Source organism: Fictibacillus halophilus, assembly GCF_042680145.1.
Classification (GTDB): domain Bacteria; phylum Bacillota; class Bacilli; order Bacillales; family Fictibacillaceae; genus Fictibacillus; species Fictibacillus halophilus_A.
Window position 1 is genome coordinate 2,311,851 of sequence record NZ_JBHTNQ010000001.1, and the last position, 26,220, is coordinate 2,338,070.

Sequence of the window (26,220 nt, forward strand, 5' to 3'; positions counted from 1 at the left end):
GAGGAGAGAAATCGGCTTCTCATTGTGCAAGAAGAGGAGTGAAACCATGTCGTCGAGAAAGTACTGTTCTGATAGCTTTACGCTTTATGTGGTACTATTCGTGCTGCTCATTATTGTCGGAGCCGTTTCGTACAGCGGGAATTGCTGCGTATATTCGTATCCATGTCCTTACCCATACTCATATGCTGCAAATGTACCGGTAAGCGGTTATTGGAACGCTTAATTGAGAAAAAACACCATTCCTTTGGGAACGGTGTTTTCTTTTATTACAGCTTATCTCTCATACTGTCTGCAATTGGCTCAACTTCTGCTCCCACTACTACTTGGATGTTTTGATTATTAAGTTTTATTAAACCTTTTGATCCAGCTTTTTTGAGAGCTTCTTCATCTACTTTACTAATATCCTTGATTTGCAGACGTAATCTAGTAATACAGTTATCAAGCTGAACGATGTTCTCTTTGCCGCCCAGTGCTGCAAGATATGCTTCCGCGGTCGTATCATATTTGGAATCGGCTGCTGTACCCGTTGCTGCTGCTTCGGCCACGATTGTTTCTTCATCTTCTCTTCCTGGTGTTTTAAGATCTAATTTTACGATCAAATAACGGAAGATTACATAATACACTGCAAAGTACACTGCACCGATCGGAAGTAATAACCAGCCATTTTGAGCTTTTCCGATATTTAAGAAATAGTCGATCGCTCCCGCAGAAAACGTGAATCCATGATGGATGTCAAACAATACGGCTACTGACATTGATACAGCTGTTAATACAGCATGGATAACATATAGAAGCGGTGATAAAAACATAAAAGCAAATTCAATCGGTTCAGTAATACCCGTAACAAAGGATGTAAGAGCCATACTTCCCAACATTCCCGCAACTGCTTTTTTACGGTGTTTTTTTGCTGCACTTATCATTGCAAAACAAGCAGCTGGCAATCCGAACATCATTACAGGGAAGAATCCTGCCATATAGAAACCTGCTTTTGGATCATCTGCAAAGAATCTCGCCAAGTCACCTGTAACTACTTTTCCGTTTTCACCAGTAAATTCACCGAAAACAAACCATAAGAAACTATTTAAAACGTGATGAAGCCCGAGCGGTATTAATAAACGGTTAAAGAACCCGAAAATTCCTGCCCCAATGGCTCCAGCACTTGTAATCCATGTACCGACATTTTCTAATCCCATTTGGATATAAGGCCAGATGAAACCGAAAACTAACGCGAGAACGACCATCGTACCTGCTGTAACAATCGGTACAAACCGTTTTCCGCCAAAGAAAGATAACCATTCTGGGAGCTTCGTATTAGAAAATTTATTATATAAGAGCCCTGCTACAACCCCTGCCAGAATACCTCCGAGAACGGACATGTCAAACTTGCCTTCAAAGCCAAGGTTAACTTCGGCAAACTTTACTGCTCCTTCTGTTAAAACAAAATAACCGATGGCACCAGCAAGCCCTGCTGCACCGTTTCCGTCTTTTGCAAGTCCTACTGCAACCCCGATCGCAAATATTAATGCCAAATGACCAAAAATCGCATTACCTGCTGCAGCTAAAAAAGGTATACCTAATAAATCATCCTGGCCAAAACGCAAAATTAACCCTGCTGCCGGCAGAACGGCAATCGGCAGCATTAGTGCACGGCCAATACGCTGTAGAAATCCCAACATCACGACCTACCCCTTTCAATTTTGAGTGTAGTTTTTGATTGCTTCTTTTAATCTTCCATTATGCTGTTCCAGATGTGTTTTTGCTTCATATGGTGAAACTCCAGTTACAAGCTGAAAGATAGCTGCCTTCGTGTTTCCATTCTGTTCTTTTAAAGCTTGTTCTGCTTCCTTTTCTGATACTCCAGCTGCCTCCATAATGATATTTCTGGCACGCTGTTTCAGCTTTGCGTTAGTAGGCTGAACATCAACCATTAGATTGCTGTACACTTTTCCCCATTTGATCATACTTGTTGTACTGATCATATTAAGGACAAGTTTTTGTGCAGTCCCTGCCTTCATGCGAGTTGAACCTGTAACCACTTCAGGTCCTGTAACAACCGTAATGCTCGTATCTGCAGCACTTTCCATAGGAGAATTAAGGGAACAAACCACTGCAGCTGTAAAGGCTCCTTGATTCTTTGCATATTCCATTGCGCCAAGGCAATAAGGAGTCCTTCCGGAAGCGGCGATTGCTACAACAACATCTTTTTTAGTTACATTTACTTTTTGTAAATCTTTCTTACCAAGCTCGGAATCGTCTTCTGCTCCTTCAATAGCATGCTGAAGGGCATAATCTCCTCCTGCGATAAGACCAACTACCAAATTTGGATCAGTTCCATATGTCGGCGGACATTCTGATGCATCTAATACACCAAGTCTTCCGCTTGTACCTGCGCCTATATAGATCAGCCTGCCGCCATTTTCAAATGCCTCGACCACTTTTTCTGCTACCATGCCAATTTCAGATAATACCGGGGTGATACAGCTGGCTACGCCAAGATCTGCTTCGTGTATTTTTTTGACCACTTCTAAAGTTGAAAGTTCATCAATATTTATTGTGTCTGGATTTCTTTTTTCTGTAGCCAATTTTGTTAAATCCATCACGTTCTCCCTTCGGTGTTTGTTCATAACTCTTGATCTGCTAATCTAAGAAAATATACTTTTGTCCGCTTCCGATCCATTTCAAAAGTGACTCGCTTTCCTTTCTTACGTATCCAGCTATATTCACTTTTGGACTGGCTGGAAGAGTCTCTAAACAAATTTGTAGTTCGCCTGAATATCTTCCATACAACTTATTATCCACTGTAATCCAGCCTCTCTCGAACATATCAGCGGATGAAGGATCTGGCTCATAGACAGCGTCCATCCCCCTCGATTCTACAGATCGTATAACATATTGCGCAGCATCCATCCTATTCGTGTGGATGCTGTTCCAAAAATGCTCATACCCTTTATTAAAAGAAGCATAAATGGGAACTGTACCATCAGCTAAATAGCTAAATCCTTTTGCAGTCTCTTCTGAGAGATTAGGGTCACCGATGCAAATCTTATCCGTGCCAAGTGCACGAAGTTCTAAAGCTGCATCTAAAGGTAAAATATATCTATGATCCTCAATCGTTGGAAGACGTTCATGTAAAGGTCCTCTTAATCGATCGTCTCCTGGAACAAATCCCATCGTTCTTATTCCAAAACGATGAAACAATGCGTTTCGATCTTTTAAGGCTTGTTTAGAAATGCCGGTGAACGGTTTCGGATAAAAGTTATGCCATGCTTCTGATTGATTTGGCAAAAGCCCTTCATCCAGAAGTTCTGACAGCTGAGCTTCATCCACAGTACTGGCGTTCAATCCGATTTTTAAAGAATGGGACAGCCAAGCAATCTGCTTAGCTGCAAACCCATAGTCCATCCTCACTCCAGAAATACCCCAATCTTTTAGCAGAGAGAGTTCCTCAAACTTAAGACCGAGCCGCTGAAGTGAAGCTGGCGAAACATCAGCCATAACTTCCATATGAACATCCTGTGCTGTTTCGCCCAGCCATTTAACTTTTTCAACAAAAGAGAATCCTTCTTCTTCTGGAATATGAAGAGAGGTGAAAATGTACTGAAAACCATTTTTAGCCGCCTTCTGAATCCAGTCTTTATTAATAGAATCAGGTTCACTTAAATAAATGGATATACCATAACACAAAAGTCATTCACTCCTGGTTAGATGTCTTTTGCCATGCTTTCTTTAAATCCAAACGTCCATGTAAACAAGAATCCAAAGACGTAAGCAATGACTAATCCTACTAAATAGAGAACCATTTCATTTGGATTCACTAAGAACACTAGCGGGATTCCAGATACACCGATCGCAATTGTAGCAACCTCATAGAATGCCTGGAATGCTCCGCCTACTGCAGCCCCTAAACATGCTGTTAAGAACGGACGTCCAAGCGGCAGTGTTACACCGAAGATTAATGGCTCACCGATGCCTAGCATACCAACTGGCAGACCGCCTTTAATTACTTTACGAAGTTTTTGGTTCTTCGTTTTAAAGTAAATGGCAAACGCAGCACCTACTTGACCGGCACCGCCCATTGCAAGGATCGGCAATAACGGGTCATCTCCGATTGTGTTGATAAGCTCCATGTGTACAGGTGTTAAACCTTGGTGAAGTCCTGTTACAACTAATGGCAAGAATGTACCTGCTAAAATAAGTCCAGAGAAAATACCGCCAACATCAATTAAATTCAGCAATCCTTTAGTGATTAGATCTGACAAGAAGCCTCCTACAGGCTGAAGTACAAAAAGTGTAGCAAAACCAGTAATTAGTAACGCAAGTGTAGGTGTAACAATGATATCAATTGATGGATGAACAAACTTTCTGATACGTTTTTCTAAAAAGGCAATAAATACAGCTGCAAGCATTACTCCGATTAAACCGCCGCGTCCAGCTACAAGCGGATCTCCAAAAAGGGTAATGTTTGCAAGACCAGGGTTGATGATTAATATCCCAGCTGCACCACCTAATGCAGGTGTTCCTCCAAATTCTTTGGCCGTGTTAATCCCTACAAAAACGGCTAGATAACTAAAAACACCCCAGCCAATCAAACCTAACATTTGTATAAATGCAGATTCTGGATCTGCACCCATTCTTATCGCTACATTTGTAATTCCGGCAATTAAACCTGAAGCGACGATAGCAGGAATTAACGGAATGAAGATACTTGCAATCTTTCTTAAAAATTGTTTAAAAGGCGTAGCATTTTTCTTATTAATGGCATCTTTGTTCATTCGAGCCATCTGCTCTAGGTCCATTGGGTTTGTTTCGTCTACTGAATGAATATTCATACCCGTTTCTTCACTCATAGCAAGTGTGACACGGTTGACGATTCCAGGACCGACAATGATTTGCAATGTATCATCTTCTACGACACCTAAAACCCCATCCACGTCTTTTAATCCTGCTAGATCTGCTTTTGACGGATCATGTAAATTCACCCTGATTCTTGTCATACAATGCATCAATGTCTGGATATTGGATGCGCCACCCAGCTTTTCAATGATGCTGTGAGCCATTTGCTGCTCTTTCCCCATTTTTCCTTCCCCCTTCACGTAAACGCTTTCATTTTTTTTATATAAAACGCATTAGCGCTTCATATCGATCATAAATTTGTATCGGTCACCTCGATAAACTGAATGGACCACTTCAAGTGGTTTCCCTGTAGTTAAATAGGTCTGCCTTTGAATCAGCAGCACGGGTGCGCCCTTGGCAATCTCCAGAATCTCACTTTCTGCCTCTCGGGCAATGGAAGCTTCTAAACTTTGATTTGCATAATCTATATGGAAGCCTGCATTCTCGACCTGTGAATACAAGGAGCCTTCTTTTATATGAATCTCATTTAAATGGATAAGCTGTACAGGAACAAAGGTTGTTTCGATTGCCATCGGAATTTCGTTCGCAAGACGAACACGCTTAATCTCGTAAACTTCTTCGTTTTGTGAGATTTCCAGTGCCTTGGCCAGCTTGTGATTTGCTTCAACCTTTTGAAAGGATACTAGCTTTGATGCAGGTTTATAACCTCTAGCTTTCATATCTTCTGTAAAACTCGTAAGCCCTAATAATTTTTGCTCAATTTTTTTTCCGGAAACAAAAGTGCCTTTACCTTTGCGCCTTGTTAAATATCCGTCATTGACTAGATTGTTGATGGCTTGACGAACAGTCATTCGGCTTACTTCATAATTCTCAGCAAATTCTCTTTCAGAGGAGATCATGCTGCCAGACTCCCATTCTCCTTTATCGATCTTCTGCTTGATCGCCTCTTCTATCTGAAAATAAAGTGGCAGGGGTGATGTTTTATCAATCATAAAAATGGGTCAACGCTCCTTATCTAAAAGCTTTCTAGCACCTTTATCCGCAAGCACTGTAACATTTGGATGGTTTATTAATGCTGTTGCAGGTATATCTTCATTTAATGATCCTTTAAAAAGTTCTTTTACAGCATTCGCTTTCCTCTCACCGATCGCGAGAAGAAGAACCTCTTTACTCTCCAATATCGTTCCAATCCCCATGGTAATCGCTTGTTTAGGCTGTTCACTCTCAACAAAATATTTAGCATTCGCTTTAAGTGTTGAATCTGTAAGCTGTACAACATGTGTTCTTGAATCAAAACTGGTACCCGGTTCATTAAAACCGATATGGCCATTTTCACCAATTCCTAATACTTGCAGATCTATGCCGCCAAGCTCTTTAATCATCTGTTCATATCTGCTGCACTCTTCTATTAAACTAGCTGCCTCACCATCTGGAATATGAGTTTGGTCTTTAGAAATATCAATATGTCGGAATAAGTGCTCCTCCATGTAAGCGTGGTATGTTGCAGATCCCACGTATTCATCCAGATTAACAGTGTGTATATGCTGAAAAGTTTGCTTACATTCTTTACTATATTTTGAAAGATAGCGGTACATGCCTTGTGGCGTTTTACCGGTTGCGAGGCCAAGAACTAATCTTTTAGCAGACTTTACTTTTGCAAATAAAATCTCTGCCGCTATTCTGCTGAGTTCTTCTTCATCTGAAACCGACATTAGTTTCAAACTTTCTCCTCCTTTCTCAGATACGCAAGTTCTCCTCGGCAAAAAGTCATGCACACATTATAATCTTCTGTTAATACTGTTATATCAGCGTCTTTACCTTTTGACAGGCTTCCCTTTTTGTCATAAATGTTTAATTCCTTCGCAGCATTCACGCTTGTCATTTTTACGATATCTGCAATGGAACAGTTCGTAAATTTCATCATGTTTTTTACTGCATCATTCATGCTCAAAATACTGCCTGCAAGTGTACCGTCCTCTAAATAAGCTCTTCCATTTTTTACAGTTACTTGCTGCCCGCCTAACGTATAAGTACCTTCACCTAACCCTTTAGCTCGCATGGAATCTGTAATGAGAACTGTACGGTCTGGTCCTGTTGAATGGTATGCAAGATTTATCATTTCCGGGCTGGCATGCACACCGTCAACAATCATCTCAACGTTTAATTCCTTCTGAATAAGTGCAGCACCCGCAACTCCAGGGTCACGATGATGCATACCTCTCATTCCATTAAATAGATGTGTAACGTGAGAGATGCCCGATTTAATTCCTTCTTTAACTTCTTCAAAATTACTGTCGCTATGGCCAATTGAAGCTATAATGCCATTGCTCGATAGATAATAAGCTAAATCAAAACCTCCCTCCATCTCTGGAGCAAGTGTCACTAATCGAATATGACTTTTAGCTCTTTCTTGCCACTGTTTAAACATTTCTATATTTGGCGATTCTATAAATCCTTTTGGCTGAGCACCTGCACGCTTAGGAGAAATAAATGGTCCTTCCAAGTGAATTCCAACAATTTCAGCTGATCCAGGTTTTTGGTTTTCAATAAAGGATGCAGTCTGTGCTAATGCTTCTTCAATATGAAGAGGGTTTTCCGTCATCGTTGTTGCCAAGAATGAAGTTGTTCCTTCAGCAGGCAAGGCTTTTGCCATAATTGATAAAGCATCCTCTGCTCCATCCATCACATCTGCACCTGATGCTCCATGAATATGAATGTCGATCATACCTGGAATCATAAAGGAACCTGGAGGCATCTCATAAGTCTCTGCTTCTTCATCCTCCGTTAATGGGTTCACTCCGCCAACGTATTCAACTTTTCCGTTTTTAATAAAAAGATAGCCATTTTTAACAAGAGATCCGTTCTCATCTATATAATCTCCATGCAATAATACTCCAGGCTTCATGTCCACTCCCCTTTATCACTTTATGCCAAGCGTATCATTGTTATGACTAGTTGTCTATACCAGTCAGAAAATTCAAACAAAAAAAGCTAAGGCCAAGTGATCAGCCTTAGCTCCAGTACATTAATAAAGCAAATAGTTCTTTCTTGTTTCTTTAAATTCGTTCAATTCATCTTGATAGCGGTTTACGATCTCCTCTACAGAACTTTCAGATTCAATAGCATCCCTTACCCATCCATTTCCGATTAATAAATCAAAGAAAGATTTACCTGCACTGTCTTCAACACGGAAAGCAAAATCTTGAGGATACATGTCATGAATCGTTTTCACTAATGTAATTCCAGTAAGCACTGGCTGGAATAACTTTTCATCTGTTACGTGTATTTCTACCCCATGAGATAGTTTACCTACATGTTTTGAAAATGATGGTATGAAAGATGCGGAACGGAACTTCACTCCTGGAAGTGCTTGTTCGTTTAATGCTTCAGCAAGATCATCTCCATTTATAAAAGGAGCTCCGATCAACTCAAAAGGTTTCGTTGTTCCTCGTCCTTCTGAAACATTAGTCCCTTCAATTAAGGCTGCACCAGGATAAGTGATAGCTGTATCCTTTGTTGGCATATTTGGAGATGGAAGCACCCATTCGAGTCCGCTGTCCTCATATGTCCAAGATCTCTTCCAGCCTTTCATTTCAACAACTTTTAAATCAGCACCGATATTAAATTCTTTGTTAAATAATTTCGCAAGTTCACCAACCGTCATCCCGTGTCTTAATGGGATTGGATAAAGACCTACAAACGATGAATATGATGGATCCAATACTGGTCCTTCTACTTGTTCTCCACCAAGCGGATTAGGTCTGTCTAATACAACAAATGGAATATTGTTTTCCTTAGCAGCTTCCATCGCATATGCCATCGTATAGATGTATGTGTAGAATCGAGTACCTACATCTTGGATATCAAAAACCAATACATCGATACCTTCAAGCATTTCAGGAGTTGGCTTTTTTGTTTTCCCATATAAGCTATACACAGGAAGTCCTGTTTTAGGATCTGTATAAAACTCAACATACTGACCTGCTTGGGCACTTCCTCTTACTCCATGTTCGGGACCGTATAATGCCTTTAATTCGATGTCCGGATGATTGTATAGCACATCAACTATACTGTTCAATTCACGGTCAACACCTGTTGGATTTGTGATCAAGCCCACATTTTTACCTTCTAATAAAGAAACCTGATCACTCATCAACATCTCTAGACCGGTCTTAAAATTTTGTCTATGCTGAAAGCTTTCACCCATCGTTGCGTTCAAAATTTGTGTGCCAGGGAGCATACTTATAACCAGAGCCAAAACTGTTAAAAACAATCCCCATTTTTTCATCTCGATATTCCTCCTCTATTAATAACTTAAACCGTGTCCAAATGGATAAAGTACAGTATCAGCATCTCTATAAATCGTTACTGGAAGCTTTCCTGATGGATTATTTAAACCGAAAATTGTTTCTGCCGCAGCTTTGAAGCTTGCATCTCTAAAACCGTATTGAGTGATATAAGCAGTAACTTCCGGAAAAGCCATAATGTCATATGGATTTCTAATTCCTACAGCAACAGTCTTTTCAGGTGCAGTCTGTATGACTTGATTTACCATCTGCATTTGAGGAGATGATGGCGAACGGCCAGATACATTGAATGTGTACGTTCCGAGCACTACTAAATCAGCATTTCTTACCTTTGTTAATTGCGCTTCACTTAGAGGCTGTGTTGATTTAATCAATTCAACTGACGAGTGATGAGCAGCTAGAGCTTTCTGCAGACTATCACTATATGTGTTTCCAATAACTACAATAGAGTCTAAGTTATTTTTATCAGCAGGCAACAAGCCATTGTTTTGTACTAAAGTAATCGATTTGCGGGCAACTTCTAGTTCTGTTTCTTTATGAGTGATGTTTCCAACCACTTCTTCTGCATGTTCGATCTTTTCCTCTACTGGAGTCTCTGTTACTTGTTTAAAAATTCCGCGCTTAGCTTTTAATGTCAGCAGCCGTTCAACAGACTGATTTAACCTTTCTTCAGTAATTTCACCTTTTTCAACTGCTTCATATAATCCATTAGCCACTTCTTCTAATCCTACAGGCATTAAGATAATATCTGTACCGGCATTAACTGCTCGAATTACAGCATCAACAGGACCAAAGTGATCGGCAATTGCTTTCATATTTAACGCATCTGTAGAAATGACACCATCAAATCCCATTTCGTTTCTCATTAAATTTGTTAGCACTTCATAGGACAATGTTGCAGGCAGCGCAATTTCTGTTCCGTCCTTTTTTGAAATAACTGTTGTCGGGTCAATCTTAGGGAAAGTTACATGCGCAGTCATAATTGCATCTATCCCTTCATTCATTGCCTGCTGAAAAGGATAAAGTTCAACTGCTAATAGACGCTCTTTATCATGTGGGACAGAAGGCAGTCCTAAATGTGAATCTGTTGCAGTATCTCCGTGACCTGGAAAGTGCTTAGCAGTTGCAGCCATGCCTGAATTTTGAAGCCCTTTTGTGTAAGCTGTTCCTAAGTCAGCAACAAGCTGTGGATCTTCACCGAACGAACGAACTCCAATAACTGGGTTATCAGGATTGTTATTCACATCTAATACAGGCGCTAAATTCATGTTTATACCTAATGAATGAAGCTCTGATCCGATTGCATGTCCGACAGATTCCGCCAGTTCTGTTGATCTTGTTGCACCAAGCGCCATATTTCCTGGGAAATCGGTACCACTCTGCAAACGTGTCACAATTCCTCCTTCTTGGTCGATTGAAAGGAGTAAGCCATAGTCTTCATTTGCTTTTTTATATTCATCAACAAGTCTTACCGTTTGCTCTGTTGTTACAACATTTTCGCGAAACAGGATGACTCCGCCAAGATGATATTTCTTAACTAGCTCTTTAATTTCATCATTCATTTCTGTAACAGGCTGTCCATTCCAGTTACGGAAATCCGGCATTAACATCTGACCCACTTTTTCTTTTACGTTCATAGATGTAACAGCTTTGGAAATGATGTCATATTTCTGTCCTTTTTGTTTGTCAAAATTCGCTTCACCATGTTTAACATGTATACCGATTCTGTCGTATGATTTTCCATTCATGACAAAAATGAATGTTTTTCCGCTTTGGCCACTTAACGTTACGACACCATCATCTGAAACAGATGCTACATTTTTGTTCAAGGATCCCCATTTAAGATTTTCTTTTACTTCAACATATTTACCATTCTCATAAGCTAATAAAGCTGAAAGATCAAAGGTTTCGCCTTTAATTTCATCATTCAGCTGTGGAATGTTCTGTGCAATGATTAAATACCCTTTATTAGCTTGTTCGGCAGAAGCAGAATCACTCTTTCCCATTCCGCTGAACAACGGAATGATCAATACAGCAACTAAAATTAAAAATCGAATCATTTTAAATGCGTTCAATTTTCTAGCCTCCTCTTTTTTTGGTAGCGCTTTCTTTCTTTGACACTTTTCGGTAGAAAAAAGGAGGTTCCTGTCACATGCTGTTAAAACAGAACTTAAGTCCTTCACAGTACTAGGACTAGTTGTCTATACCAATTTAAATTACTGTTTTTTACAGGTAAGAAAGCCTCATATAAAAAGCTTTATCCAAGTTGGACAAGCTAATAGACCATCTTTTTGTTTATTGTTAGAAAAGAGAATATATTTATGCAAAATTAACCAAAAAAGCTTGCGGCTTATTTTCTAAAAATATATAATTCAATTTGTTAGGACAAATATGGGGGCTTAGCTCAGCTGGGAGAGCGTTTGGCTGGCAGCCAAAAGGTCAGCGGTTCGATCCCGCTAGTCTCCACCATACATAACAGTCAAAAACCCTTGAGGAATCAAGGGTTTTGTTTTTTATAAATTACATATTTTTTTATTAAAACTGAAGTTAATCTACTTAGTTCACATTTGGTTCACCTTTAGTTTACTAAAGTGAGTAGTTTCATAAATAATTTTTTTACTTTCTTAATTTCTTGCGTAATTACACCCTTGATATAAATAATATCTGGGGATTTTTTTGTTTGTGATCCCAATGGTGAATTTGTGTGCGGAACATATACTACGTGTTTTATTAAGCACAAATAAGTGCTAGTACCCTTTAAAATCAATACTTTTAATAAATATGTGTGTATTAAAATATATCAAAGTTGATACTTTCGTGGGTAAAATGTGGGTGGTTTGGTGGGTGGAATTGTATCTGAAATTACACATCATACTTATTCAACAATCGCACCCGATAGTTGAAGAACGGTTTTTTCATTTTTTTGATTTTTGGTATCTGGATAGGCATAAATTTCTCCCCAAAACAAATACCCTATCCCTAAAATCAGTGCCAATATAAATATCTAGTGTATTTCCTATGTAATATAACATCGTCTGAAATAAAATTCGTATCCAGGTGCACCGGAGTATTGTGCTGTCGCAACCGTAAGTTTACCGTCGTTAATGTTTATTTTCTTCGCTTTGACGGATGATCTCGTCAACGACGTGATTGATCGGTGCGGTGGCGTCGATTATAATCCCGTTTTTGGGAACGCCTTCTTTCGTTTGATGCAAGCGCGATATGATTTCTCTTTCCTCTGGTCTGCCACCCCAGTCAGTTGGGTCCAGTGCCACTCGTTCATCAATCCGCCTGAGACAGGTTTCCAAGTCGACCTCAAGGACAAACACGCCGTCGAAGAGATCGATGAATTTGGGAAAATTCCGCGAACCACCGCAGAAAAATGTTACCGCCTCATCCTGATTGGCGACCAAAGCTTTTACTTTATCTACATGCCAAATGTGGTGTTCGGGATTAGAGCCATCCGTCGGGATACCAGTTTTCGGATCATCTTGATAAGCCAATTCACGGTCACCATGAATGGCATGGTAGCCGCGCCGCTGTAGTTCGTTACAGACCGTAGTTTTACCGGCGCCGGAAACGCCTTCAATCAGATAATTCCTAATACCCAAGATTAGTCCCTCCATTCAACTAGATAAGCACACTATATTAGATACGTGTATCTGTCGCTAAACTGAACCGTTATGCATTTCTCCTATTTGAACACACGCACCCGATTGCTGAAGAATATTTTATCTTAACCTAAAGGAATTTACTCAACTAAATTACCTTTTAGTTGAATATTTATTTTTAATTTGGAAGGCTAATTATTAACATTTTTAATGCTTTAAGACCCTTTTCTGATTGCATTAAATCAATAGCTTTTTTATTATCTAACAATTTAAGTTCTGTATTTAACCATTGTTCAATTACACTTTCACCTAAGACCCCAACCAGTGCATTAAGGATATCATTTGGAATATTTGAATTAAAATTTTCTTTTATTTCTACACTTGGAAAACTGCTAGCGAATTTATTCCAATATTCTTCGTTATAGCTATTAGATAAAGAATTGATTGCTGGACATTTCATTCTAAATATCACCTATTTTTTAAGGATTATTTTCCATCATTCCACCTTATTGTTTTTCGGTTTATTTCATTCTGCAATTAATATTTAACCATCCATATTCAACAATCCTGCTCGTTTGTTTCATAAGCTCCATAATAATATGGCTAGATCAGCGCACACCTTAATGGGAAAGTTTTAAGTGCCGCGTACAGTTATACAAAGAACAATCCCATTTGTCTTCTATATGACTTAAAATAGTAATTGAAGTATTATCAATATAAGTCTGTTGGAATTTCTGTGGAAGTAACTTTTGTAAGGTTAATCCGATTAAAGCACCGTGGCTGACAACCAATATGCGTTTACCTTTATATTTACAAACTATATCTTTTAAAAAGCCTATTCCTCTGTTAGATACGTCTTCAAAGTTTTCCATACCAAGATCTAAATTACGCCATTCACTACCCCAATGCCTGACTCTGTGTTCTTCCGTAGTGCCTTCAATCTCCCCGCAATTTATTTCTCTTATCCTTTCATCAATATGACTAATGGGCAAACCTATTTTACTTCCAATAATTTTCGCAGTTTCAATTGCCCTAGATAAGTCGCTCGTAATAATCAGATCCCACTGTTCTTCAAGAGATAGCCTATCTCCAATGTTGGTAGCTTGTTTTCTGCCAATCTCATTTAAAGGAATATCACTTACTCCTTGAGCCTTACCTAAGGAGTTCCATTCAGTTAATCCGTGACGAATTAGTCCTATGGTAGTCATTCTTCCACCCTTTTCTTACTATCTGGTTATTCAGCTTCCTATCATTTGTTCATTAAGAAATTCAATAAAAAAGGCACTTCTCCTTCATAGAGATATGCACCCGATTGCGGATAACTATCTCAGTGGTTTTCCTGAGACAATATGCCAATGCAAATGTTTTGAGTCTTGATAGGACCCTAAATTTGTAATAACTCTACAAGCTCCATTTTCTTTTGTAACCTTAGTCGCAACCTTTTTAATTACACTCAGTAGTTCCAATAATAATTCGTTATCACTATCCTCTAATGCAATTAAAGAAGAGATATGTTTCTTTGGTATTGCAACAATATGTACGGGATAAAAAGGTCTTGTATGATTATAGGCTAATACATTTTCTGTCTCTAACACTTTGTTTACGTGGGTTTTACCACTTAAAACCTCATCACAATAAAAGTCTTCAGTCATAATTCCTCTCCTCGATCTAAAAACTCTTGGACTGTCCCATTAAACTTTTCTGGTTCCTCTAATTCAGGGAAATGTGCACTATTATTAAACAGTATGATTTCACTACTCCTTAATTCTTTATGTATTAACGTTGAAATAGGTATACCTGTATTTCGGTCAAAAACACCCGTGATAATTATAGATTGGTGATTAATGTCTTTTAGACGCTCGAGTAGTGGGATTGCAACAGGATTTTTTTGTAATGCCTTAAACATGAGTCCCGTATTTTTTAAGTTACTTTCCTCCCACATTTTTCTATTCTTTTTTGATATGTCTTGATTTTGAAACAATAATAAATCAACTGATTTACTATCTACCAATTCCCAAAACTTGTTGTATGTTTCGTCGATATTTAACCCTTTATTAAGGACATCTTGCATCAGTCTATACATTTGGTGATCAACCACCGAACAAAAACCCGTAATCTGAACCATCTTATTTATTTCTGTATTTATTAGACTAGGTCCGGATAGAACGATTTTATTTATTTCTTCTGAAGCTGCATGGGCAATCTCTAGAGCTAACTCTCCCCCAAAGGAATACCCCAGTAGATCTACTTTCTTTACATCTAACCATCTCAGTAAAGATTTAAAATCCTCAACCAACAAATCAATAGAGTAATTTGTATCATCTGAGGGTTTGCTAGTTCTACCGCATCCGCGCTGCTCATAATAAATAACTGTTCTACTATTTGAGAGTAAAGGACCAATTGTTCGTTCAAATACATAATGATTCCCACCTGGACCCCCGTGTAAAACGACTAAAGGAATTGTATTATTCTCACTTCCTGCTACCCTAATCCAATGGGTAATTCCATTTAATTTTGCTTTAAATTCTCCATCCCTCAATAAAAGACACCTCGATTTTGATAAAGTTCCAAACCTTTATTAGTTCAATAAAAAAGAGCACATTCCTTTCTTAAGAAATGCACCCGATTGTTGAAGAGAGATAACTTTTTTAATTTATAGCTTCCAGTAATTTATGTTCTTCTAGTAACTCAATATTTCTTTTATTTAAGTTGTATTCCTTTATTTGCTTTCCAATATTAGCATAAAGTTGCACATTTTCTAACTCGGATATAGGGAGCCACTTAACACCAGTTTGGTTAGGGTCTGGGTTAAGAGGTAGCTTAGGAATAGAACCTTTTTTCAGCGTACAATCGAACATCATAACCAAGGTGTGAGTATCTCCGAACTTTTCCGAATTAAGATGGGGTGCATACTCATATACAAAGGCTAATGGACCCAACTCTATATCTATACTTGCTTCTTCTTTTGCTTCTCTTATTACTGTTTCAACTATTGATTCGTTTGGTTCAGTTCCGCCTGCTGGTAGATCATAAACTACTCCTCTTTTTGGATCGTTATATTCAGTTAATAAAATTTTATTATTATTAATAATTACTGCACCAGCTCGTACCCTAATATGATAAGACATTTCATTCCGTTCCCTTCTCAACTAATCTACTCTTTACTTCAATAAAAAAAGCACTTCTCCTTCTTGAAGAAATGCACCCGATTGTTGAAGAACGAATCATAGTTTTTCAATAGAAAATATTAAATCATTAAATTCAGTATCGAATCCATATTCATTGCATTTATAAACTAATGAACCGTCTTTTTCGCTTATCAACATTCCTGAGGAGTATGATTGAGATTCTCTACCGTCACCTTCATCCCAAATATTATAAATACTCAATTTGCCATCGTTTGTATGCCATTTAATAATGACTTCTTCTGGAGATGTGTCTTCCCACAAATTTATGCTCTTATAGATTTCACTTTTTAATGCAGAAATTTCAATACCTTTATCAGTTCTTAACCAAACTCCTTGTCTATGAGGCGACGTTTTAGAAATAAAAGTAATTTTAACTAACTGACCATCTTGTATATTTTGAATATCCCTTAAAATACATTTTCCAATCCCTTTTCATAATAGGCTTTATTAAAGATTATTTCCTTTCCGGGGTAGCGTCAGGAAAATGCGGATTTACAACGATAAGGAGATTCCAAATTAAAAAGCCCAACTTCTCTACAAATCAAAATAGAGAAATTGAGCTTTTCAGTTACTTCATTTATTTATTGAATTCATTAACTGGAAGAAGTATTCAGGTTTATGAGTCTTATTTAGGTTATACCATGAATGTAATGCATCTGGTGTAAATACATCTATTTTTTTCAGTACCTCCATGGCAAATTCCAGAGGAGCTATTCCTGATGCGGTGACTAAATTCGCATCAGATACCGCAGATCCCAACTCATAAAACTTTTCTCCTTTGTAGTTAGTACATACCATTTTGGTATATTCCAAGTTATTACTTGTGTGCTTTCTAGTATCTAAGTATCCCCTATTCGCGAGGGCCTCAATTGCGCCACAAATTGCAGTAACAATGGTGCCAAGCTTTAAAGCCTGGCCGATTCTTTCCAAGATAGGCTGATGAATGTCTTCACTCCAAGTAGTTCCTCCCGGTAAAATTAAAAGATCTTTATTTTCAAAAGTACATTCATCAAGGGACATATCTGGTTTTATGCTCAGCCCTCCCATAGTCGTAATCATTTCTTTATTAGCTCCTACTGTCATTACTTTTAAAGGTGCTAAATCTTTTTTGAAATACCTTCCTGAGTTTAGTTCAGCTATTAAATATCCATATTCCCAGTCTGACATTGTATTAAATACATATAAAAAAACTTTTTTTGTTTGCATCCAATAACACTCCAATCACAATTGATATAGCCAGTATAATAAAACTTCCCTGACAGTTAGCGTCAGGGAAGTGATCATACTTCATGAAATTTTATTAATTCCGACAGAACTTCAACAAGTCTTTTCTTCAGACTGATCGGCTCAATCACTTTAATAGATTGATTGTACGGTAAAAGTAAATAAGGTACATATGTATGAATCACATCTTTTTCAAGAAGAAAAACGGCTTGATTTGAAGTCCGTTCTTGTAAATAATGTCCTATAAACCAATGTTGGCAAATATCATCCAATACACTTTTGTCCCCAGAAATAACCAAAGCAATAATCCCTTCCTTATCTTCTATAGCTGGAAGAAGATTTCTTGTAAAAAAGTCACGTGCTGAAAAATCTTCCGGCCGGTTAAACGTATTTTCGGTCAGCATTAGACTTTCAATTCGATCTACTCTAAAACTACGGATATCATTTCTAAGATGACAAAATCCAATCACATACCACTTATTATTCCAATAGATCATTCTGTACGGATCGACCAATCTATCATTTAATTGCTTTTCTCCACTTTTATGGTAAACAATTTTTACTGAGTACCCGTCAGCTACGGCCTGCTCCAACTCCTTCAAAAAAGGTTCCATAGAAAGTGAACGTAATCGACTGATTACTTCAAGACTCGTTAAATGTTGGTTTACCTTTGTTTCCTGTTCTTGATTTGAGTAGTTACTTAGTTTTGAAATGGCCCTATTTAGTGCCTCACCACCATAATATCCGGCTTCTTCTGCAAAAACAGCAGCGTGAAATAATGAAGTTTGCTCCTCAAAATCAAAAAATAGAGGAGCCTCAATAAAATTGTCCAATAAAGTGTATCCACCGTTATGTCCTGGTTCTGAAATTATAGGTACGCCACTTGTTGAAATTGTATCAATATAACGATACACAGTCCTTATATTCATCTCTAACTTTTCTGAAATTTGTTTTGCAGTAATTTTTTCACCTGAACGAAGCATCCATAGAATTGCTAACATATTGTCAATTTTAGGCATATAATTCCACCTCTATATCCCTCTATATATATAATTAATAACCATCTTACAATACCAATTATTTCAAATACTATAATATTGAGCAATCCCCTTATTCCATTAAATGGCAAGTTTCATATAAAAGAGTACATTTCTTATTACAGAAATGCACCCTATTGTTGAATAACTCATTATAAGAATGTTATTCCTCGCTAACTTGTACCAAATCTTTTAGCTGATCTGACACGAGCACGCTCAGCTTCGACTTCACGATTGCGAGGTTCTGCACTGGTTTCCATAGTATCAAATAAATTCTTAGTAATCATTGCTACTTCATTGACTGCGTGATAAAACGCATCCTCGTTCGCCTTTGAGGGTTTGTTATACCCCGTTATCTTTCTGACGTACTGAATAGCTGCTGCATGAATCTCTTCATCAGTAGCTGGTGGGTCGAAATTAAATAATGTTCTAATGTTTCGGCACATAATTTCTCCTTTTTTGTTTTCTTATTTCACATTCCATTCCACAAGGGATCCTTACAATCCTTTTCTATTTAAAAAGGAACTCTAATTTTTTAGAACCAGAAAGTGTTCTAAACTGCAACAAGGATGGTTAATATAAATGCCCTCGTTGATATTTTTTTTACTTTACAGCTGTTTAAAAAGAATAATAGATAGAATAGGAGCAACCTTTATTGGGTTGCTCCTGGTTTATTTCTTATGCTATTATCAGCCCTCTTGATATTCAATTAAAGCACCCGATTGTTGAAGAAAAAACAATTATAAGTTAATGAACATTTAGTTCTTTATGTACTTTAAGCCGGTCTTAACATCCACAATTCCATAAACAATAGCAGCCAAGAATCCTATGATGGTAAGTTCAACTTCTTTAAGCATTATCCCTAATAAAGAACCAAATAAACCATGGAGTAGTATATACATCAATAGACTTAGATTCGTGTAATTTCCCCACTTTTTCAACAAAAACTCTAAACAATACGATACATAGCTGCCAAAGACCAAGATAATCATACCGGCATATAAGAAGAATATAATAAAAGAAACTATAATTTCTGGGCCAAGTGTCTCCCCCTCGAAAAAAGGAATTATCAATAAAATGAGACTGACAAATAGAGTGCACAAAATGTTGCCACTATCTTTATTCTCCCAGGAACATTCTTCATCTGAAATCTCCTTAAATATGTTCTATTCCTATTTTAGCGTTTAATACCTGTATTTGTTTGTACTTATTCAAAAATAAAAGCAACCAATTTTGGCAGCCGATCTTAGATTATAGCAGCACCCGATTGCGGAACAAAAAAATCCTGCATATCATACAGGACTTTTAATCAAACTTTATTATAAATTATCAATCTTTTTTTATAACTATCGAACTTTTTTACAAAATATCAAACTTTATTTTAAATCAACAGTTGGTCAATATCCCTTTTTACTTCCATAACTACCCGGCAAAACCTTACTCATCAAATCTGGTCCTTTAAACTCTTTATTTTTGTGACCATAGCCTAAGTAATCCAACCGTTTTCTTTTATTTTCCTCCTCTAAGGCTTGTAAACGCAACTCAACAGCTATGTCTAAAGCGAATAAAAAATCATTCCATGTACAAGAATCTTCTAACTTGTTGCTTGAAATTATATCTTTCACTTCAGTTCCTGGATAAGTCTTTTCAAAGGTTATACTTTGATTATTAGAAGTTACTGGTTTAAAACCTTTTTCCATTAAATATTGGAATTTTTTCCTTCTTAAATCTGAAAAAGAATCATCAAAAACATCAACACCCATAATTGGAGCTATAGAAGCACGTTTTTTTTCAATTTCTAATTCAAATTCTTCAAATGTTATAGAATCATCGGTCATCCAAGTATTTTCAAGAACAATTTCTCCTTTAGTCCATTGAGGTAGCCATCCGTTATGACTCTTTCTTCTAAAACCATTTTTTTCAAGATATCGTGTTTTTAAGTAATATAATTTTGTATTCATATGCTCATACTCCTAGAGTTCAAGTTCATAAAATTTTTGTTATACCTGGTGGTAAAACTTTGCTATTCCTTATGTATAACGTCTAAATTTCCTAAATTAAAATCATCACCCAAAATAGTATCTGACCACCTTTTCCCTGACATTTCAGGTAGTAGATCTCGATACTGTCCCCAATTCAAGATATGAATATGATCATATCCTTCTGGCAATTGTTTAATACTTTGTGAATTCCTTGCTGGAGAACAAGCGTATAAAATCATGTTTTCAGCTAAAGTAATCAATGCTTCCCACTCTGTAAATGATTTTATTTCCCCCTGGTGTAATCTACCTATATAAATCTGGACATTACCGCCATCTTTGTTAAAGTGCCAATTATGTTGTGGTATCCTAACTCCGAAAGTTTGTTTTATTGCTTTTCCTACATATAAAAGAATATGGGAACCGTATACAGGATGGCTCCCGTAAATTTGATAAACACCGAAATCTTGTGAGTCATTATTTAACCCAATAACTTGATCTAAAGTGTAAGGCCCATACCAATTAATATGTATATCTATTGGATTTTTATTTCTCATTTAATAATCACCATCTCAATATATAATTTTATCTGTAATAGAAAAACTAGAGGAAATCCCCCTAGTTTATTTTTGAATCGATGTCTGAAGTATCTACACCATCTCCAAACCATTCAATAAGCTTTTCTTTTGCTTTTTGTTTTATATCGGTGTCGATATAAATAGCGACTTGAAATAATGCAACCCCTAAAGCTCCTAAATCATCTGTATACCCTACACCGACCATTACATCCGGAATCAAATCAAGAGGTAAAATGAAATATCCTAATGCTCCTATAATAGTGGCTTTAGCCTTAGTTGGTACTTCTGGCTTTTGAAGTGTGTAGTATAAGAGTAAAACCGCATAAACAACGGATGAACCTGCTTTTTTAGCATATTTCTTTAACTTCCCCCAAAACTTATCGTCTGAGAAATGTTTACTTGTTTCTCCCATTTCTTTTTCAAATTGTTCATCTGATGTTGCCATATTAATATTTCCCCCTTTGATTCGCTTGCGTGTTTGACTTACTATACTTCTCTATTTTACAAGAATATGGAATGTATTTGTAAGTAAAATAAAGATATTTTAAAATTTATTCAGTGAACATTTGGCTCTTTAAAATTTTGATACCTTCCTATATAGATCTGCATTTTTCTTCATATTCACCATCTCTACTAAGAAGTGTACAGGGGCATTTTGGATTAAAACCAAAAAAATAAACCATTTAATTCAATTATAATTATTCAAAATAACTACAAAATAGACATTTCATTACTCCACAATCTGGCCCGATTGTTGAATAAAAGTGATTCAAATTAATAATCATTTTAGTATAGTTGAATTCTTTAAATTTAGGAGATCAACAAAAAATAGCTAGCTAATTTACATATATTTTTAGCTAGCTGTACGACTTCCTTTATTCTGTTTTTATTAAAGATCAGAACCTTTTAGCTTATATGAAAAAAATATAAAACAATATATTTGATATTTTCCTTACATCGTTTAATTATGTTGTTGTTCTATGAATCAAATGGAAGGATAAATTTGTTGGGTCCTTACTTTCTTCACCAGTGATTGCTTGAATCATTACTTTCATTGTTTGACTCCCCATTTTCTCAACTGGTTGAGCGATTGTAGATAAACCCAGCAGCTGTGCGAGAGGCTGGTTATCAAAACCAATGATGGCTAGATCTTGAGGAACCCGCCAACCACTATCTTTTGCTGCTTTTAAGAGCCCCGCAGCAACTTCATCACTGCCCGTAAAAATCGCTTCCGGTCTATTTCTTAACTGTTTTAATCTGTGAAACACATTCTTCCCATCTTCTATACTGATCGCATTGTACAAGTACCAGTCTTCATCGATTACTAAACTTGCTTCTTTCATAGCCTTTTCGAACCCTTTTCTCCGGTCTCTTGTTAACCTGGACCTTCTCTCACTTCCAGCACAATACGCTATTCTTTTGTATCCGCGGTCAATGAGATGCTTCGTTCCAAGGTATCCACCCATCACTTGGTCTAAATAGACCAACGGAACGTAAGCATCATCATCGTATTCGTTACAAATCACGATAGGACCATCGTTCAAATACGGTTTAAAATGTCTCCATTCGTTTTCTATCGAAGTCAGAATTACGCCATCCACTTGTTTTGTTTTTAACAGCTCAAGAAACTTCTTCTCTTGATCTTTGTTGTAATGAGTCTGACAGAGAATAAGTTTATACCCAAACTTCGCTGCCTCGTTCTCCATCACTTCTACCAGTTGACTAAAGAAGGGGTTCGTGATTCGTGGTACGAAGACAGCAATCGTATCCGTTTTGGTTTTACGTAATCGTTGCGCTGAACTATTAGGCACATAGTTTAATTGTTTCATTGCGTTTAATATCTTACGCTTCTTTTCTTCTGTAACGTAAGGGTGGCAATTCAAGACCCTTGAAACGGTCGTTCGAGATATTCCGGCAAGCTTTGCTACATCATGAATCGTAGCCATCTAGAACATCCATCCCTTCTTAATAGAGATAACCTAAATCACTTTTTTGAAGATCTTTGAATTTACAACGCTTATCGTTGATGGTGATATGACCGTCTTGTGGAAATTGCGATTCAATAAACAATAGTTTCAGTTCTGTAATCTCACTATCAACCGTTACCTCCCACTCCGCATTTACAAGGTTTGCTCTTACGCCGAGCTTTTGATTCAAGTAATCGGTGATAAAGATGTCCATCCCGTCCTCTAGGTAAATTCTCGCTAAAGGTTTTGTATACCCATCGATTTGGTTGCCGACATAAGAACCTAATCGAAGAGTCTCGTCTGTATTCGTTAAAAGAACAGATCCTTGTTTTACGTAAACAGGTATCGTATCAAGAGGTGCATTCACTCGTTTGAATTGTGGACCTACGATCGCCTCACCTGACCATAGACAATACCACTTGCCATCAGGAAAATAGACGTTTCGCTCCGTACTTCCCTCTTCAATGACAGGTGCAATAAGCAGATTTTCACCGAACATGTATTGATCAAACATCGTCTTAACACTAGAATCCTCTGGATATTGTAAACAAAGAGCCCGCATCAATGGAATGCCTGAAATACTTGAGAGCCTTGCTTGATCATAAATATAAGGTAAGAGATTCATCCTAACGTTCGCAAAGAATCGATATCCTTCAATCGCATACGGATTTCCCGTTCTCTCAGCAATGTTCCACGGTGTTCGGTCCTGGTTAAATTCTCCCTTACTCTCCGCATGATATTGCATGATTGGACAGAAAACAGCCATCTGTACAGAACGAATGAAAAGTTCCGCTGTAGGGATATCTCCGTTAAAACCACCTAAATCCCATCCCCAAAACGGAATCCCAGAAAGACCAGATGATAACCCAGCAATCAATGAACGCTGAAATGCCTCGAACGTGGAACGCTCATCACCCGCCCAATGGGCAGGAAAGTTTTGAGCGCCGGTATAACCCGCTCTACTGAACGTCATCGCGTCTCCTTTATGTTCTGAATTCGCGAAATCATAGTACGCTTCCACATAGTCGTTCGGATATTGGTTTCGCATCACATCTCCCTTACGTCCATCAGAGAATATCAGGTCCTTACCAAACACGAACTCACCACCATCAGTCTTAAAACCATCTACTCCTATATCAAGAAGATATTGTCGTTTATTAAACCACCATTCTTTTCCTTCAGAAGATGAAAAATCCATCAACATACTCTCTTTGAACCACCCTTCTGGCATACGATAAGGTGTCCCGTCATTGTTTTTTACCATGAATCCTTTTTGAATCATATAAGCTTCATCACTATCTTTTTGAGGATGATGCTGTCTGTTTAAGTATTTCATGATTGGAATCTGCCAAAGAATCAGTTTCAATCCGTTTTCATGTAGGTAGTCCGTGAGTCCTTTAGGATCTGGCCATCTTCCCCATTCAGGAAAATGAAAATCTTCATACCGATGATAGTCGCTTTCTTCTTTTACGGTATACTCCGCATCGTTAAAAATATAATACGTCGCTTCATCGCTCCACTGCTCTAACACTAGCACCGTAGAAGGAATTTTAAGCTCGTTCGTTAACTTCACCTGTTCTCGCACGACTTTATCTCGGTCCCAGTTGTTACTCGACATCCAAGGCCCGAATGCCCAGACTGGTGGAAGGATAGGTTTACCCGTCTCCAACGTAAACTGTTGTGTGACCTCACCGATTTCTCCCATAAACAAGTACATCTTTAACGGTGTGTCTCCGAGATCACACTCGATCTGTAGAAGGTCATGAAGGTTATATCCAAGATCAAACGCACTCCACCTCAAGGTATCGATCCACATACCATAACCCTTAGAACTGACGAAGTAAGGAACAGGCATGTAAGTTCGTGTTCCTTGATCTCGGTATTGGTTGTAGACGAAACAATCGAGTACGTTTCCTCTTTGATTCAATGAGTTATATCTCTCACCGAACCCATACAGTTTCTCTTCGTCTTTGAGTTTAAAGTTAAACATCAGTTTGAATGAATCATGTCCGTCCATCAGCCAGGAGATAGGATATAAATTTTTATCATAACTCTGTATCAGCGTCTTGCCACTTGAATCTTTAAGTTCGATAGAGAAAGGATTCTTATGTAGTTCATACTGATACTTCGGTTGCGTCATGACATACCTATCACCACAATCAATAACGAGAGAAGAATTAGTGATTTCTAATCCCTTTGGTTCCTCAAACTGAAGAGAGAGTGAAGAATGATTATGTTCTAACTGAAAACCTACATACAAAGATGAGTAACCTAAAAGATCTTCCCCTTTAAACCAAACTGTTTTCTCTAAATGTCCGATATAGTGAACCAACTTTATGGCGTTCGTTTGTAATGGAGAGAAGTGATGTGTTTCACTAGTCGCTACCTCCACACCGTCTTTTAAGGCTTTAATTTCATACGAAACGTCTTTCGTAAAACTCCCTATATTTGCCTTCCACGTCGTTCCCTTCTCCTTGATGCATGGAACCATTTTTACTTCTTCTCCACTTCTTACCGATACATAAAGTTTATCGATATCATTCGGCCAGATCTCAGCACACACGGTTACATCTTGCTCTACGTGAGGCTGTTTAGGGAACCGTTCAAAGGGTTGCGGCTCATAATGGTTTCCATGTCCGTATGGATTATGGATTATCTGGTACGACGTACTAAGTTTCAGACTCTCATCAAGATAGTATTTAACGATTTCGAGCAGACTCTCAGTTAGTATGTTTTCTTTATCGTTTTTCGTTCTACTATTCGTCTCTTCAAAATAGTGTCTCGCTTTTTTCGTATCGCCTTTTTCCGTAAAATAAAGGGCCAGCCAAGCACAGCTCGCAGAGGAATGTACGTTGTCTCCTGGTGCCGTAAACACTCCTTGATCGGATACGAGTCTAGATTCAATTTCTTTCACAGCTTCGACCATGATCAAGTCTTCTGGTGAGAATAGACCAAAAGGCATTACTGTCGCGAGAAGGTCTGTTGAGACCGTTTGTTTGTTTAACGAACTGATTAACATCCCACCGTTTAAGCCTTGATCAAAAAAGTAATCTCGTATCTCTGTAAGGTCTGCCTGTAGGTAGTTCTTACCTAGTTGTTGTTTAACGGCTAATAACGCAGCGTACGTAATTCCTAAATTAGAGAAATAAACATCCTTCTCCTGACTATTCATGAAAAAGTTATATTGCGGAAGTTGCCACGTGTTTCTTAACGTCTCGACGATAGCCTCAATTTTTTCTTGATGTATAAGTGTAAGATCAGGTCTGCCTCTTCTTTTGTCATGCTGAACAACAGACCAGACCCAACTAGCCAGATAGTAGATCGTCTCCTCTGCCTCGCTCGGTTGATAGTTGTTTAAAAGTTTTTCAGATACATCAAAATTGTTTTTTAACTGAAGAGCATGTGCTTTTATAATAGAAGAAAAAGCGACAAATGGTTTATCAGTGTCTTGTAGAATCATCTTATCTCTCCTGTT

25 protein-coding genes and 1 tRNA gene are annotated in these 26,220 nt (G+C 37.7%); 2 read left to right on the forward strand and 24 right to left on the reverse strand.

Annotated features, from left to right (window positions below):
* The first annotated feature begins 46 nt into the window (after positions 1–46).
* Positions 47–223, forward strand: a complete 177-nt coding sequence (locus tag ACFQ4X_RS11875) for a YjcZ family sporulation protein (RefSeq protein ID WP_379835363.1) — start codon at positions 47–49, stop codon at positions 221–223.
* 43 nt (positions 224–266) lie between these two features.
* Here ACFQ4X_RS11875 and nagE read toward each other — a convergent pair whose 3' ends face one another.
* The 9 genes from nagE to nagZ all read right to left on the reverse strand — a co-directional run bounded on the left by nagE (position 267) and on the right by nagZ (position 11,221).
* Positions 267–1,676: an N-acetylglucosamine-specific PTS transporter subunit IIBC gene (gene nagE, locus ACFQ4X_RS11880; RefSeq protein WP_379835365.1), complete on the reverse strand. Its 1,410-nt coding sequence runs from the start codon at positions 1,674–1,676 to the stop codon at positions 267–269.
* A gap of 15 nt (positions 1,677–1,691) precedes the next feature.
* Positions 1,692–2,597 carry an N-acetylmuramic acid 6-phosphate etherase gene (gene murQ / locus ACFQ4X_RS11885; protein WP_379835366.1) on the reverse strand — a complete coding sequence of 302 codons (906 nt, stop codon included), beginning with the start codon at positions 2,595–2,597 and terminating at the stop codon, positions 1,692–1,694.
* A gap of 40 nt (positions 2,598–2,637) precedes the next feature.
* The gene (locus ACFQ4X_RS11890) at positions 2,638–3,684 is read right to left on the reverse strand and encodes a DUF871 domain-containing protein (protein WP_379835368.1); all 1,047 of its coding nucleotides are present in this window, start codon (positions 3,682–3,684) and stop codon (positions 2,638–2,640) included.
* Between the two features lie 17 nt (positions 3,685–3,701).
* Positions 3,702–5,075 carry a PTS transporter subunit EIIC gene (locus ACFQ4X_RS11895; RefSeq protein ID WP_379835369.1) on the reverse strand — a complete coding sequence of 458 codons (1,374 nt, stop codon included), beginning with the start codon at positions 5,073–5,075 and terminating at the stop codon, positions 3,702–3,704.
* A 51-nt stretch (positions 5,076–5,126) separates the two neighbouring features.
* Positions 5,127–5,846: a GntR family transcriptional regulator gene (locus ACFQ4X_RS11900; RefSeq protein ID WP_379835371.1), complete on the reverse strand. Its 720-nt coding sequence runs from the start codon at positions 5,844–5,846 to the stop codon at positions 5,127–5,129.
* A 9-nt stretch (positions 5,847–5,855) separates the two neighbouring features.
* Positions 5,856–6,575, reverse strand: coding sequence for a glucosamine-6-phosphate deaminase (gene nagB, locus ACFQ4X_RS11905; RefSeq protein WP_379835373.1), 720 nt, complete (start codon positions 6,573–6,575; stop codon positions 5,856–5,858).
* On the reverse strand, positions 6,572–7,759 hold the full coding sequence (gene nagA / locus ACFQ4X_RS11910) for an N-acetylglucosamine-6-phosphate deacetylase (RefSeq protein ID WP_379835374.1): 1,188 nt from the start codon (positions 7,757–7,759) through the stop codon (positions 6,572–6,574). Before nagA ends, nagB begins: the two co-directional genes overlap by 4 nt.
* A gap of 120 nt (positions 7,760–7,879) precedes the next feature.
* Positions 7,880–9,142 (reverse strand): exo-beta-N-acetylmuramidase NamZ family protein, encoded by a 1,263-nt coding sequence (locus ACFQ4X_RS11915; protein ID WP_379835376.1) that lies wholly within the window; start codon positions 9,140–9,142, stop codon positions 7,880–7,882.
* Positions 9,143–9,160: 18 nt separating this feature from the next.
* On the reverse strand, positions 9,161–11,221 hold the full coding sequence (nagZ, locus tag ACFQ4X_RS11920) for a beta-N-acetylhexosaminidase (protein WP_379837152.1): 2,061 nt from the start codon (positions 11,219–11,221) through the stop codon (positions 9,161–9,163).
* Between the two features lie 333 nt (positions 11,222–11,554).
* Between nagZ and ACFQ4X_RS11925 the strand changes: the two genes are divergently transcribed.
* Positions 11,555–11,630, forward strand: a tRNA-Ala gene (locus ACFQ4X_RS11925).
* Between the two features lie 632 nt (positions 11,631–12,262).
* On the opposite strand, the gene ACFQ4X_RS11930 is transcribed toward ACFQ4X_RS11925, so the two are convergent.
* The 15 genes from ACFQ4X_RS11930 to ACFQ4X_RS12000 form a co-directional block, all read right to left on the reverse strand.
* The gene (locus ACFQ4X_RS11930) at positions 12,263–12,772 is read right to left on the reverse strand and encodes an AAA family ATPase (RefSeq protein WP_379835377.1); all 510 of its coding nucleotides are present in this window, start codon (positions 12,770–12,772) and stop codon (positions 12,263–12,265) included.
* Positions 12,773–12,950: 178 nt separating this feature from the next.
* Positions 12,951–13,232 carry a hypothetical protein gene (locus ACFQ4X_RS11935; protein WP_379835379.1) on the reverse strand — a complete coding sequence of 94 codons (282 nt, stop codon included), beginning with the start codon at positions 13,230–13,232 and terminating at the stop codon, positions 12,951–12,953.
* Positions 13,233–13,392: 160 nt separating this feature from the next.
* Positions 13,393–13,980 carry a histidine phosphatase family protein gene (locus ACFQ4X_RS11940; protein ID WP_379835380.1) on the reverse strand — a complete coding sequence of 196 codons (588 nt, stop codon included), beginning with the start codon at positions 13,978–13,980 and terminating at the stop codon, positions 13,393–13,395.
* Between the two features lie 114 nt (positions 13,981–14,094).
* Entirely contained in the window at positions 14,095–14,424 is a 330-nt protein-coding gene (locus ACFQ4X_RS11945; RefSeq protein WP_379835382.1) for an HIT domain-containing protein, read from the reverse strand.
* Complete coding sequence (locus ACFQ4X_RS11950) at positions 14,421–15,311, reverse strand: alpha/beta fold hydrolase (protein WP_379835384.1); 891 nt, start codon at positions 15,309–15,311, stop codon at positions 14,421–14,423. Before ACFQ4X_RS11950 ends, ACFQ4X_RS11945 begins: the two co-directional genes overlap by 4 nt.
* A gap of 109 nt (positions 15,312–15,420) precedes the next feature.
* Positions 15,421–15,900, reverse strand: a complete 480-nt coding sequence (locus tag ACFQ4X_RS11955) for an NUDIX domain-containing protein (protein WP_379835385.1) — start codon at positions 15,898–15,900, stop codon at positions 15,421–15,423.
* A gap of 96 nt (positions 15,901–15,996) precedes the next feature.
* A complete protein-coding gene (locus ACFQ4X_RS11960; protein WP_379835387.1) occupies positions 15,997–16,221 on the reverse strand; it encodes a hypothetical protein in 225 nt (74 codons plus the stop codon).
* A 312-nt stretch (positions 16,222–16,533) separates the two neighbouring features.
* On the reverse strand, positions 16,534–17,166 hold the full coding sequence (locus tag ACFQ4X_RS11965; protein ID WP_379835388.1) for a type 1 glutamine amidotransferase family protein: 633 nt from the start codon (positions 17,164–17,166) through the stop codon (positions 16,534–16,536).
* Between the two features lie 74 nt (positions 17,167–17,240).
* Positions 17,241–18,203, reverse strand: a complete 963-nt coding sequence (locus ACFQ4X_RS11970) for a helix-turn-helix transcriptional regulator (RefSeq protein ID WP_379835390.1) — start codon at positions 18,201–18,203, stop codon at positions 17,241–17,243.
* A 191-nt stretch (positions 18,204–18,394) separates the two neighbouring features.
* On the reverse strand, positions 18,395–18,667 hold the full coding sequence (locus ACFQ4X_RS11975; RefSeq protein WP_379835391.1) for a DUF2277 domain-containing protein: 273 nt from the start codon (positions 18,665–18,667) through the stop codon (positions 18,395–18,397).
* Positions 18,668–19,618: 951 nt separating this feature from the next.
* Entirely contained in the window at positions 19,619–20,182 is a 564-nt protein-coding gene (locus ACFQ4X_RS11980; protein ID WP_379835393.1) for a hypothetical protein, read from the reverse strand.
* Positions 20,183–20,244: 62 nt separating this feature from the next.
* Positions 20,245–20,757: a hypothetical protein gene (locus tag ACFQ4X_RS11985; protein WP_379835394.1), complete on the reverse strand. Its 513-nt coding sequence runs from the start codon at positions 20,755–20,757 to the stop codon at positions 20,245–20,247.
* 61 nt (positions 20,758–20,818) lie between these two features.
* Positions 20,819–21,223: a YkvA family protein gene (locus ACFQ4X_RS11990; RefSeq protein ID WP_379835396.1), complete on the reverse strand. Its 405-nt coding sequence runs from the start codon at positions 21,221–21,223 to the stop codon at positions 20,819–20,821.
* Between the two features lie 520 nt (positions 21,224–21,743).
* Positions 21,744–22,724: a LacI family DNA-binding transcriptional regulator gene (locus tag ACFQ4X_RS11995; protein ID WP_379835397.1), complete on the reverse strand. Its 981-nt coding sequence runs from the start codon at positions 22,722–22,724 to the stop codon at positions 21,744–21,746.
* A 19-nt stretch (positions 22,725–22,743) separates the two neighbouring features.
* Entirely contained in the window at positions 22,744–26,205 is a 3,462-nt protein-coding gene (locus ACFQ4X_RS12000; protein ID WP_379835399.1) for a TIM-barrel domain-containing protein, read from the reverse strand.
* Between the last annotated feature and the right edge of the window lie 15 nt (positions 26,206–26,220).